Source organism: Mucilaginibacter sp. (assembly GCF_036383575.1).
Taxonomy (GTDB): Bacteria; Bacteroidota; Bacteroidia; order Sphingobacteriales; family Sphingobacteriaceae; genus Mucilaginibacter.
The window spans coordinates 15,666-28,625 of sequence record NZ_DASVOB010000457.1; the positions used below are offsets into that span (position 1 = coordinate 15,666).

At 42.4% G+C, this 12,960-nt stretch carries 12 protein-coding genes; 2 read left to right on the plus strand and 10 right to left on the minus strand.

Going from position 1 to position 12,960, the window contains the following annotated elements; all coding sequences use genetic code 11:
- Positions 1–7: 7 nt before the first annotated feature.
- Entirely contained in the window at positions 8–1,081 is a 1,074-nt protein-coding gene (locus tag VF500_RS16300; protein ID WP_330860690.1) for a serine hydrolase domain-containing protein, read from the minus strand.
- Between the two features lie 201 nt (positions 1,082–1,282).
- Here VF500_RS16300 and VF500_RS16305 point away from each other — a divergent pair, with 201 nt between their 5' ends.
- A complete protein-coding gene (locus tag VF500_RS16305; protein ID WP_330860691.1) occupies positions 1,283–2,908 on the plus strand; it encodes an NADP-dependent glyceraldehyde-3-phosphate dehydrogenase in 1,626 nt (541 codons plus the stop codon).
- Between the two features lie 146 nt (positions 2,909–3,054).
- Here VF500_RS16305 and bshC read toward each other — a convergent pair whose 3' ends face one another.
- From bshC to rpmB, 8 genes are all read right to left on the minus strand, one after another.
- Positions 3,055–4,710 (minus strand): bacillithiol biosynthesis cysteine-adding enzyme BshC, encoded by a 1,656-nt coding sequence (gene bshC, locus VF500_RS16310; RefSeq protein ID WP_330860692.1) that lies wholly within the window; start codon positions 4,708–4,710, stop codon positions 3,055–3,057.
- Positions 4,711–4,782: 72 nt separating this feature from the next.
- Entirely contained in the window at positions 4,783–5,571 is a 789-nt protein-coding gene (locus VF500_RS16315; protein ID WP_330860693.1) for a hypothetical protein, read from the minus strand.
- 11 nt (positions 5,572–5,582) lie between these two features.
- Positions 5,583–6,917 (minus strand): 30S ribosomal protein S12 methylthiotransferase RimO, encoded by a 1,335-nt coding sequence (gene rimO / locus VF500_RS16320; protein ID WP_330860694.1) that lies wholly within the window; start codon positions 6,915–6,917, stop codon positions 5,583–5,585.
- Between the two features lie 45 nt (positions 6,918–6,962).
- Positions 6,963–7,340: a GxxExxY protein gene (locus VF500_RS16325; protein ID WP_330860695.1), complete on the minus strand. Its 378-nt coding sequence runs from the start codon at positions 7,338–7,340 to the stop codon at positions 6,963–6,965.
- Positions 7,341–7,373: 33 nt separating this feature from the next.
- On the minus strand, positions 7,374–8,339 hold the full coding sequence (gene ftsY, locus VF500_RS16330; RefSeq protein ID WP_330860696.1) for a signal recognition particle-docking protein FtsY: 966 nt from the start codon (positions 8,337–8,339) through the stop codon (positions 7,374–7,376).
- 201 nt (positions 8,340–8,540) lie between these two features.
- Positions 8,541–8,705: a DUF4295 domain-containing protein gene (locus tag VF500_RS16335; protein ID WP_022830074.1), complete on the minus strand. Its 165-nt coding sequence runs from the start codon at positions 8,703–8,705 to the stop codon at positions 8,541–8,543.
- A 95-nt stretch (positions 8,706–8,800) separates the two neighbouring features.
- Positions 8,801–8,983 carry a 50S ribosomal protein L33 gene (gene rpmG, locus VF500_RS16340; protein ID WP_022830075.1) on the minus strand — a complete coding sequence of 61 codons (183 nt, stop codon included), beginning with the start codon at positions 8,981–8,983 and terminating at the stop codon, positions 8,801–8,803.
- A gap of 82 nt (positions 8,984–9,065) precedes the next feature.
- Complete coding sequence (gene rpmB / locus VF500_RS16345; RefSeq protein WP_022830076.1) at positions 9,066–9,299, minus strand: 50S ribosomal protein L28; 234 nt, start codon at positions 9,297–9,299, stop codon at positions 9,066–9,068.
- Between the two features lie 462 nt (positions 9,300–9,761).
- On the opposite strand from rpmB, the gene acs reads away from it, so the two are divergent.
- On the plus strand, positions 9,762–11,690 hold the full coding sequence (acs, locus tag VF500_RS16350) for an acetate--CoA ligase (RefSeq protein ID WP_330860698.1): 1,929 nt from the start codon (positions 9,762–9,764) through the stop codon (positions 11,688–11,690).
- A 5-nt stretch (positions 11,691–11,695) separates the two neighbouring features.
- Here acs and VF500_RS16355 read toward each other — a convergent pair.
- Positions 11,696–12,960: amino acid permease (locus VF500_RS16355; RefSeq protein WP_330860697.1), on the minus strand; the 1,265-nt coding region annotated here is incomplete at its 5' end.

Below are 12,960 nucleotides of genomic sequence, written 5' to 3' on the forward strand. Positions count from 1 at the left end.
CATGCTTTTAGTTATAATTTAAATAAGCATCCAGTAAATCTAACCGCATTTTATTTAAATCAGCAGTTTCCGTATTGGAAAGCAGGATAAGTGTTACACCTCTGTCCATCAGATGTACCCAGTTTGATTCGTTTCCGTATCCTGCGCCTTGGCGCTCGGCAAAAATAGTATTCGATTTTCCTATTTTTCTCAGGTATACCCAAAAGCCAAATGCCACATCGCCAAGTTTGGGATAGGATGTCAACATTAAATCAACAGTAGCCTTTTTTAAAAGCGTGTGGTTAAATATGGCCTGATCAAAAATGAGCAGGTCCTGCGGTGTGGAATACATAGCCCCTGCCGAGAAATGATTATCGATATAATGATAAGTAGGCATAACTAATGAATCAACACTGCCTTCTTTGTTATAATAACCTTCATCAAGGTTAGGAACAATATCTTCATGGTGCCAGTAATTGGTATTGTTCATTTTTAGCGGGATAAGGATCTTTTCGCTCAAAACAGCGTCAAATGGTTGTTTGTAGATTTTTTCGATGATCCTGCCTAATAGGATAAAGTCGCCATTGCTGTAATTAAATTTTGTCCCCGGCGTGTCAATCAGTTTTTCGGCGCAATACCTGTTAATGAAGGTATCTACCGGCCATAAATTCTGATCGTAAGCTTCGGGAATAAATTTAGGGTCCATTTCCTTCAGATACCGGCCACTGCTATAAGTAAGCAAATTGCGTACGGTTACTTTGCACGATGCTTCTCCTTTATACTCGGGATAGTAGGCCGATATGGTTGAATCCAGATTGATCTTACCCTGCTCATACAGCTGCATAATAAGTACCGCCGTAAAGGTTTTTGTGACGGAGAAGATCTGAAACCTTGTTTTTGGAGAGAAGCTGATATTATAATGCCTGTTGGCGATACCAGTATACTTTAAATAATCCGGCTTGCCGTTTTTGGCTATTAAAACTACGCCGTTAAAATTTCTTTTTTTGATACAGGAATCAAGCACTTTATCAACCGCTTTATGCTGGCCGTAAACGGTTGTTATTATTAAGGATAGGAACAGACCTAAGAGATGTTTTTTCATTTGCAATTTGCAGATCAGAAAATTAGGCATTAATAGGCTAACTTACAATTGCCGCATTCTTAAGTGCAGGTGTATATAACACTTGACTTAGAGTCCCCCCCTTGTGCTACAATAAAATCAGTAAACATTATTAGCACATAAAAGCTTGCTTGTTAAAGCAGGCTTTTTTTATCTTAGGGGAAATCAAACCCTTGAAAAAATATGAGTTTTAAAACCCGGCTCAGTTCAATTTTTGTTGATGAAATCAATATCCCACCCGAATTTCAGATTGAAGAAGTACACCAGCGCGAATACCTGAGCGGTGGCGAAATGAAACCATGGAATGGCGAAGTAAGCGAAGTTTACTCACCCGTTGGCTTTTGGGGCCAGGACGGTACTTTTACCCGAAAGCTAATAGGCACCTACCCTGTTTGTACCGAGAAGGAAGCTTTTGAAGCATTGGATGCCGCCCTCGAGGCCTATGACAATGGTCGAGGCGAATGGCCTACCATGAGCATTGCCGACCGTATTAAATGTATGGAGCGCTTCATTTACAAAATGAGCGAACAGCGTACGCTGGTGGTAAAGTTGCTGATGTGGGAGATTGGTAAATCATACGCCGATTCGGCTAAAGAATTTGACCGTACTATTGAGTACATCAATGCCACTATTGATGCCTTGAAGGATATCGACCGTCAGTCGTCCCGCTTTGAAATGGCCGAAGGGTTGGTAGCCCAGATCCGCCGCTCGCCATTGGGTGTGGTACTTTGCATGGGGCCGTTCAACTATCCACTGAACGAAACTTTTACCACCCTGATCCCCGCGCTGATCATGGGGAACACCATTTTATTTAAACCACCCAAACACGGTACACTGCTGCATTACCCCCTGTTAAAAGCCTTCCAGGAATCGTTCCCCAAAGGTGTGGTGAATACCATTTACGGTCGTGGTGCTGTGGTAACCCCAGGCCTCATGGCATCTGGCAAGGTAAATGTGCTGGCCTTTATTGGCTCGAGTAAGGTAGCAAACGATCTGAAAAAGCGCCACCCTAAAATCAACCGGTTAAGGGCTGTTTTAAGTCTGGATGCCAAGAATGCCGCTATTGTAACCAAACATGCAGACCTGTCGCAGGCTGTGAGCGAATGTATTTTGGGCTCCTTATCCTTTAATGGCCAGCGTTGTACCGCTATCAAGGTAATATTTGTACATAAAGAAGTTGCCGACGAGTTTTTAAAACTACTAAGTGAAGCTGTTGCCAAACTTAAGTTTGGCCTGCCATGGGAAAAGGATGTGAAACTAACCCCGCTTCCTGAACCGCACAAACCGGCTTACCTAACCGATATTGTAAATGATGCTTTAGCCAACGGCGCAAAAATCGTTAACGAAAATGGTGGCGAAACATCTGCCTCGTTCTTTTTCCCGGCGATAGTTTATCCGGTTAATGAAAACATGAAGCTGTACCGCGAAGAGCAGTTTGGCCCGGTGCTCCCTGTAATTCCGTTTGATGATATCGAGGAGCCGATCACTTACCAGATAGATTCGCCACATGGTATGCAGGTGAGTATTTTCAGTAACGATGCAAAAGAAATTTCATCACTGATAGATCCGTTTGTGAACCTGGTGAGCCGTGTAAACATCAACAGCCAATGCCAGCGCGGACCGGATGTGTTCCCTTTCACCGGGCGTAAGGATAGCGCGGAGGGGACCCTTTCGGTGCATGATGCCTTAAGGTCGTTCTCCATCCGCTCATTGGTTACCACCAAAATGACCGAAACCAATAAAAACATCATCAACGAAATTGTGAACGATAATGATTCCAACTTCCTGAGCACGAAGTTTATATTGTAGCGTTAAAACGGTATTCAGACTTACGAAGTTTTAGAAACTTCGTAAGTCTGAATACTACTAAAACCTCAAAACACGCGTCATTGCGACGTACGAAGCAATGACGATGTGGAAATGGGTTTACTCTGGAAAAGAGGTTGGCTGGGAATTTACTTCTCCGTTAATACCGTAAATTTAAAATCAAGCGGCTCAAACAGACGGATGAGTTCATCAATAAAGACCTGCCCCCATTTCACATACATGAGGCCAAAGTTTTCAGAACGTTCCTGCAGGCTGTCTTTCGGAAATAGCTCGGCTTTTACTGCGGTTAATTGCTCTAAGCGCACACTGTAATTTCTTTTTTCGGCGCGGATGAGTTTCTTTTCGAGGTTATCCATCGCCTTTTTGAGGCGTGCCTGTACTGCCGCTGCTGATGGAGAAAGTGTAGGATCTATCTTGTAAGCACGAAGTTTTATTTTCTCGAACAGGTTTTCCATTTCGCGCCATTCCTCGGCAATGCTCAGGTTATGGCCGCTGTGTTTTTTTATCCAGTAAGTTTGAAGGGCGTCGCTTTGTTTAAACAGGTCGATAGCATCAAGATTCATGCGTTCAACTTTGGCGGCCTGCTCTTTTTTGATCACCAATGCCGAGTTACGGAGGACCAGGATAGGGAAATCAATTTTATAATGATCAAAGTTCGATTTCAGTTCGAGCCAGTAAACCACTTCGGCACCACCACCGATATAGGCAATATTGGGCAAAATACATTCCTGGTACAATGGGCGCATCACCACGTTAGGGCTAAAGCGTTCGGGGTATTCAGCTATCTCTTTTTTAAGCTCAACTTCAGTAAACTTTATCTCGGTATTAAGCACCTGGTAACTATCATTCTCAAAAACTATCCGTTCGCGAAGATGCTCTTTCAGGTAAAAGAAATTGATCTCGCGTGGGTTAACCTGGATATGTACACCGAGTTCGTGCAGCTTATCGTTGGTTTCCGTAATATTTTTAAAACTGTGCTGACCAATAATATCTTGCTCAATAATGGGGGCAAATTCTTTTTTAAACTCATGATCGTCGGCGTCGATAATCACTAAACCATATTGGCCGAATAAAGAGTTAACCAGGTAACGGGTAGCATCGGCCAGTTTATCAAATTTGGTATAGGCAGTCTCTACAATTTCGGCCAGGTCGGTAGCATGGCCTTCCATGCCTAAAACCCCCTTGTATTGGTTAAGCGCCTGGCGGATACTCACCGGGTCGATACGACCGGTAGCGCCCGAGGCTTCATACCACCAATGTACTTTTTTACCGCCGATGTTGGTATAATTGATCTCGGCAAAGTCATGGTCTTCGCTGGCCATCCAATAAACGGGGACAAAGTTTTTATCGGGATGGGCAGCTTTAAGTTGTTGCGCCAGTTTAATGGCGGTAGCAATTTTATAAAGGAAATACAAAGGCCCCGCAAAGATATTCAACTGATGGCCTGTTGTTATAGTATAAGTATTATCTTGCTTTAAAAGCTCCAGATTTTGAGCCGTTAGGGCCGTTGAGTAAGTACATAACTTACCGGGCTCTTTACCTAAACATTCGTACTGCTTAGTTAAAACGCGTACCAGCACTTCGCGATCGGCAACAACCTGCTTGTTTTTCAAAAATGCAGCAAAACCGGCCATATCAGGGCGGTAGCCATAAAATGGTTGTAGTTCGGCACGGTTTTCAATGTATTCGGTAACTGTGTGCGAAAAAAAACCGGTGTCTTTATAACTTATGCAGGAAGCGTCCATTGGTTCAAATGTAAAATCATTAGCGGTAATGCACTGCAAATTAACATTATTTTACAATCCGTCCATAAAGATCAAAACCCTGCTATCGCTTGTAAACATAGCAAATGAGTTCTATCGGGCTTTGGTACATACTATCTTCCCGTTACTTGATATGGAAACATAGTATTTATTATTAACAAACACCGGTGAGGCAATCGTCCCATCTCCATCATCAGCTTCCTGCTCGAAATCAACAAGATAAATATTGTAATTCCTGTCAATATAAAAATGCCTGGATAAATCTGCTCCGTCTCTAAAGGTATCGTAAAAAATAGTGATTACGCTTGCCTCATAATTCTTAGGGTTATATATAATCAGATAACCATAAAACATATTAAAAAGACAGTTTTGACAATATTTCTGTGCATTGGCTGTGTACTCCTTACTTGCCGGAGCATAATCACATATATAATAACACTCGTATTTACCAATGTTTGGCAGTCGATAACGGTATCGGTTTAATTTTAAGAAACGCTCACGAGGTAGCCCATTATCGCACTTCTCAGTATCAATTGAAGAAACCTGAATATATTTTACGCTTTTTATAGGGGGTAACGGATAAACCGTTATGTTTTTTAACGTTTTCGCAGTCCATCCCTCCTTTATTATCTGACCAACGTCTTTATATATCAGCCCCGTATAAAACATACCTGCTATTGGTAGTTTATCAAGATCAACTTTGGGGCCAAAAGGTATGGGGGTTATTTCAGGGGTTTTATTTTTATGAGGATAGACCGCTGCCGGTTTTTTATCCCCCAACTGATTGCAGGAAAAAAATATAAAGCAGTACGATATTAAAATAATCGGCGCATACTTCCACCTCAACCAAAATATTTGCGGCTGGGTGAAAATACGCGCCATGATATTGATTATTATTTTACAATTCGTCCATATAGATCAAAATCTTCGGCGCTGTCTATCTGTACGTTAACAAAGCTGCCAACGGTAGCGTAATCAACACTGGCATCAATTAAAACTTCATTGTCAACCTCGGGCGAATCAAACTCCGTACGACCAACAAAATAGCCGCCATCCTTTTTATCTATCAATACTTTATAGGTGTTACCTATCTTCTCCTGGTTTTTATCGAAAGAGATACCTTGCTGAATTTCCATAATAGCATCGGCACGCTCCTGTTTCACTTCTTCAGGCACATCGTCAACCAAACTATGCGCATGTGTTTTTTCTTCGTGCGAGTAAGTGAAACAGCCCAGGCGATCGAATTTGGTATCTTCCACCCATTGTGCCATCTCTTCAAAATCCTGCTGAGTTTCGCCGGGGTAACCGGTGATCAGCGTGGTACGCATAGCTATGCCCGGTACTTTATCACGGATCTCGTTTACAATGTCGATGGTTTTCTGCTTGGTGATACCGCGGCGCATCGATTTTAGCATATTATCAGTAATGTGCTGCAACGGCATATCCAGGTATTTGCAAATGTTTTCGCGCTCGTTCATCACATCCAGGATCTCCATCGGGAAACCTGAAGGATAAGCATACTGCAGCCTGATCCATTCAATGCCGTTCACATCAGATAAACGGCGAAGCAGTTCATCCAGGTTACGTTTACCGTATAAATCGAGCCCATAGTACGTCAAATCCTGTGCAATCAGGATCAACTCTTTAGTGCCGTTTTTGGCAAGTTTTTTAGCATCCTCAACCAATTGTTCAATCGGCGAGCTCAGGTGCTTGCCACGCATCAAGGGGATAGCGCAAAATGAGCAGGGGCGGTTACAGCCTTCAGCTATTTTAAAATATGCAAAATGGGATGGCGTAGTTAACAAACGCTCACCAATAAGCTCATGCTTGTAGTTAGCGCCTACAGAAGCTAATAGGTTCTGCAAATCATTGGTACCAAAATAGGCATCAACGTTGGTAATTTCGGCCTCAAGCTCGGGTTTGTAGCGCTCACTCAGGCAGCCGGTTACAATTACCTTGCCTACCTTGCCTTGTTCTTTAAGCTCGCTGTACTGTAAAATAGTATCAATAGATTCCTGCTTCGCATTATCAATAAAGCCGCAGGTATTAATTACAATAATATCATTTTTGCCTACCTTATCGGCCTCATGCACCACATCAAACTGGTTGCCCTTCAACTGGCCCATCAATATCTCCGAATCGTAAATATTTTTTGAACAGCCTAACGTAACCACGTTTACACGGGGTTTGGCTATCTTTTTGGGCTTATCTAATTCTTTCGTCCTCATTATTTCCCTATGATTTCAGTGATTTTTTTGATTTCACTGATTTCGTTATACAGATAGTCTTTTAATTGAACAACTTACATTACCAAAGTTGATCAACAGACCTGTTTTAATTTTACTTGCCTTTAAATATGATAAGAGTTGTTTCTGAAAAATCACTGGCATGAAAGGCCCGGTTACCGCTTTAATTTCAACAATGACTTTATTCTCAATGAAAAAATCGCATCTAAAGTTCCCAACACACTTTTCTTTAAAATACAACTGAAATTCCTTTTCTACCTCGAAGGCTAAGCCTTCCAATTGTAACTGATGTTGTAAAGCTTTTGAATACACTTTCTCAATAAATCCCGGACCTAAATGTTTATGTACTTCAAAACAGCAACCTATTATTTTTTCGGTTAATGAATCGCTCTCATAATTCGCCATGATTAATCGGTGAAATCAAAAAAATCAATGAAATCAAGATTTAAATAACGAATCAACAAACGCCTGCCTGTCAAACAGCTGCAAGTGATCCACGCCTTCGCCTACACCTATATATTTTACCGGGATCTTAAACTGATCTGATATACCAATTACCACACCGCCTTTGGCTGTGCCATCAAGTTTGGTAAGCGCTAAAGCATTTACGTTGGTAGCCTCGGTAAACTGTTTGCATTGTTCAATAGCATTTTGACCGGTTGAAGCATCCAGCACCAGCAATATCTCATGCGGGGCACCTGGGATCACCTTTTGCATTACGTTCTTGATCTTGGTAAGCTCGTTCATTAAACCAACTTTATTATGCAAACGGCCTGCAGTATCTATAATTGCCACGTCATCGCCATTGGCTACTGCCGAGCGCAGGGTATCATAAGCAACAGAAGCCGGGTCTGAGCCCATAGCCTGGGCAACAACCTTTACACCAACACGCTCGCCCCACAGTTTGATCTGGTCTACGGCTGCTGCACGGAAGGTATCGGCAGCACCTAAAACCACCTGATTACCGGCTTGCTTAAGCTTATGGGCCAGCTTACCTATGGTAGTGGTTTTACCTACCCCATTAACGCCAACAACCATAATTACATAGGGTTTATGATCGCCGTATTCAAAATTGCGGAAATCGTTACTGTTGTTTTCGGCAAGCAGCTGCTGAATTTCATCTTTCAACAGGGTATTCAGCTCGTTGGTGCTTACGTATTTATCGCGCGCTACGCGGGCCTGGATCCTGTCAATGATCTTGAGCGTGGTACTTACACCAACGTCGGATGTAACCAGGATCTCTTCCAGTTCATCAAGCACATCATCATCAACGGTTGATTTACCGGCGATGGCTTTGGTGATCTTTGAAAAAAAGTTATCCTTGGTTTTTTCCAAACCGGTATCAAGCGCCTGCTGGTCTTGCTGCGTATTTTCCTTTTTCTTAAAAAAATCAAATAATCCCATGTTACGATGTGCGGATTTTAGATTACAGATGTGCAGATTCTTTTGTCTGAACCCGAATTTATAGAATTCTAAGAATTTGCAACCAGAATTGTTTTATTCTGACAATTCAATTAATTCTTTTAATTCTGATTCAAACAACATTCAACAAAAAAAGCCCTCTCGTAAAAACAAGACGGCTTCAATATTTTAATCAAAAGATGATTAGATAGTTTTACCTGCAATTGCATCCTTAACTAAATCGTTAGGGACAATTTGGGTTTTGAATGAATAAGCACCGGTTTTAGGTGATTTATTCATAGTGATCACTTTTGAATATTCTTTGCCTTTACCTGCTACTTTCAGGGTTGCAACTACTTTCTTTGCCATTTCTTGTTAATTTTTTGAATTAGTGAATGATTTAATTAGCAAGTTAATTGTTGTTAGCATGTTAACCTAATCAACCAATCAACTTCATCAACCAATTATTTTATCTCTTTGTGAACAGTTACTTTACGTAAAACAGGGTTGAATTTTTTCAACTCTAATCTTTCGGTAGTGTTTTTCTTGTTCTTAGTGGTGATATAGCGAGACATGCCTGGCATACCGCTTGTTTTGTGTTCGGTGCATTCTAAAATCACCTGAACCCTGTTGCCTTTTTTTGCCATTTTATTTTTATGTTGTACGTGTAACCTCGCGGCTTACGCAATTTTTCAATTTTATTATACTGCTAAACTTGAAAGCCAACTACTAAATGTAGCCTTTTTTAACAAATTTATTGATGCAGGCGGTAATACCGTTTTTGCTGATAGTTTTCACAGCAGAAGTAGATACCTTTAAGGTAATCCATTTATCTTCTTCAGGAATATAAAACTTTTTAAGTTTCAAGTTAGGATGAAACCTGCGTTTTGTTTTAACGTTTGAGTTTGAAACGTTGTTACCTACGATAGATCCTTTTCCTGTTAGATCACAAATTCTTGACATGACAAATATTTTTAATTATCAACCCTTTATCCAAAAAGAGTTTGCAAATATCAGACTTTTAAACCAAATATTCAATAGTGATTTGAAAAATTTTCAAATTCTTTTTAATCAGTGTCATTAGAGCAAAAACAACGCATAAAAACAGCTTCCTGAATTGACTATAATAAGGTATAAATTTCAACACTAATTTTTTCGAATTAGATCGAATTACACGAATTTGAATAGAAGGGAATAATCATTCGTGTAATTCGATCTAATTGTATTTGACGGTAAAGGATTCGTGTAAAATTTCTATCTATGCTCCAGTTATTCGTCCAATCGCTACTTCTTAAAAAAATTTAAAAAGTAGCGATTTTAGTTTACACATCGCACATAAATTATTAAATTACGCCCACCATTTAAACCCGCATGAAAGCGTTATAAGCTAAAAGCAAATAAACAATATAAGCGCATAACAGCTTCATCAACCAACCAAACACCAACCAACCGATGAAAATTACATCATTTGAAGAGTACAAAAAAGTTTACCAGCAAAGTGTTGAGCAGCCCGAACAATTCTGGGCCGGCATTGCCGATAATTTTTTATGGCAAAAAAAGTGGGACACCGTATTGGACTGGAACTTTAAGGAGCCAAAGATCAAATGGTTCCAGGGAGCAAAACTCAATATTACTGAAAACTGTCTCGACCGGCATTTGGAAACTCTTGGCGATAAACCGGCCATCATCTGGGAACCCAACGACCCGGAAGAAGACCACCGTATATTAACGTACCGCCAGCTTCACGATAAAGTTTGCCAGTTTGCCAACGTGCTTAAAAACAACGGTGCTAAAAAAGGTGATCGTGTTTGTATCTATATGCCTATGATCCCTGAGCTGGCTATTGCTGTCTTGGCTTGTGCACGTATCGGCGCTATCCACTCGGTAGTGTTCGGTGGCTTTTCGGCGCAGTCTATTGCTGATAGGATCAACGATGCTGAATGTAACATTGTGATCACCTGCGACGGCGGCAAACGAGGCACTAAAGAAGTACCTCTTAAAACTGTTATTGATGATGCTTTGGTACAATGCTGTTCGGTTAAAAAAGTAATTGTACTTACCCGCAGCCGTACGCCGGTATCCATGATCAAAGGCCGTGATGTTTGGTGGGAAGATGAAATTAAAAAAGTTGAAACACAAGGTAACCCAAGCTGTCCGGCCGAAGTTATGGATGCTGAGGATATGCTTTTTATCCTGTACACTTCGGGCTCAACTGGCAAACCTAAAGGCGTGGTACATACCTGCGGCGGTTATATGGTTTATGCAGGTTATACTTTTGCCAACGTATTCCAGTACAACCAGGGTGAGGTATATTTTTGTACTGCTGATATCGGCTGGATTACCGGCCACTCTTATATAGTATATGGCCCGCTTTCGCAGGGAGCAACTACATTGATGTTTGAAGGTATCCCAACGTTCCCTGATTGCGGCCGTTTCTGGGAGATTGTTGATAAGTTTAAGGTAAACATATTATATACTGCCCCAACTGCCATCCGTTCGTTAATGAGCTTTGGCCTTGATAACGTAAATAACAAAGACCTGAGCTCGCTTAAAAAATTAGGATCGGTAGGCGAACCTATCAATGAAGAGGCATGGCACTGGTTTGATGATCACATCGGCAAAAACCGTTGCCCTATTGTTGATACCTGGTGGCAAACTGAAAATGGCGGTATCATGATCTCGCCTATTGCGGGCATCACTCCAACCAAACCGGGCTATGCTACACTGCCTTTACCGGGTGTGCAGCCTGTTTTGGTTGACGAAAACGGACAGGTAATTGAAGGTAACGGCGTAAGCGGAAATCTTTGTATCAAATTCCCATGGCCGGGTATGCTACGCACCACTTATGGCGATCATGAACGTTGCCGCACCACCTACTTTGCCACTTACGAAAACATGTATTTTACTGGTGACGGTTGCTTGCGCGATGAGGATGGTTATTACCGCATTACCGGTCGCGTGGATGATGTATTGAACGTATCCGGTCACCGCATCGGCACTGCAGAGGTTGAGAATGCTATAAACATGCACAGCAGCGTGGTTGAATCGGCTGTGGTTGGTTACCCGCATGACATTAAAGGGCAGGGTGTTTATGCCTACGTAGTGAGCCCGGATAAACATGGCGACGAAGAGATCACCCGCAAGGATATCATCATGACAGTATCACGCATCATTGGCCCGATAGCTAAACCGGATAAAATTCAGTTTGTAACCGGTTTGCCAAAAACACGTTCGGGCAAGATCATGCGTCGTATTTTACGCAAGATTGCCGAAGGCGATACTTCAAACCTTGGCGATACCAGCACCCTGCTTGATCCGGCAGTAGTTGATGAGATCAAAGCCGGAGCTTTATAATAAAGTTACTTCGCATTTTTCCTGAATGCGGCCCAAACATAAAACGGGATGCCGGCCATAAGCAGTAAAAAACCATAATATACTGCCTCCTGTCCGGCTCCCGCTATGGCCCAAAGCGCGTAGCCAAAAGCCATTAAGGCCAGTGCTATAGCCCCGGCCCATCCGCCAGCATTTGGGGTTTTCCGAACCCTGATAACAAGGTAAGCCGCTGCCGATAATAAATAAGGGATCAAAACGCTCAGCAGCGAAAGCAGCAGCAGGAACTTAAACTGAGCTACCAGCCCCTTGGTATAATTCATGGTCATAAACAGCGATACCATGATACTGCTGATTATAATACCCATATAAGGTACCCCCTTTTTATTAGTGCGGCTGAATATAGGCGGGAAAAGTTTGTCTTTTGAAATAGCGTAAGGCACCTGCCCCTGCAATAACGTCCATCCGTTGAGCGAACCAAAAGCAGCAATGGCAATACCGGCGCTTACCCAATACCGGGCGCTGCTGCCGTAGATGATCACCGCCGTATCTGCATAAGGCGTAAGAGACTTTTGCAGTTGCGCTGCCGGGATAATGCCGATAACGCTAACACTCCCCAATATATAAATAAAGGTAGTGATGAGCAGCCCCAGCATGGTTGCCCTGGCCACAGTTTTCTCAGGATTTTCCACACTCCCAGATGGAACGGTGGCGCTTTCAATGCCTATAAACGCAAACATGGTCATGGTGGCTGTCGCTTGTAACGCGCTGATAATACTGCCGCCACTACTGTTAAAAGGGCTAAAATTTGCAGCTTTAATAAAAAACAAACCACCTATAGCTACCAGCAGCAGCGGTAATACTTTTAAAATGGTGGTAACCAATTGTAGTTTTCCGCCGGTGACAATGCCCAATGTATTGATATAGGCCAGTAACCATATGGAACACAAACCGGCAGCCACGGCAATAGCACTGCTGCTGGCCAGCACCGGGCAAAAGGTGCTTAAGGCACTTACAAATGATATGGTGATAGCCGCATTGGCACAGGCAACCGCAAGGTAATATCCCCAGGCCACCAAAAAACCTATAAAATCGCCCAGACCATCGCGGGTGTAGGCGTAGGGGCCTCCGGTGGCATGAGGCAGCAATTTGCTCAGGTTACTGAAAACTTTCGCTAAAAAAAATGATCCTATCGCCGAAAATACCCAGCCCAATAAGCCGATGCTCCCGAATGAAACCATAGCCGCCGGCATCAGGAAAATACCTGCACCTATCATGTTGCCAATCACCAGTG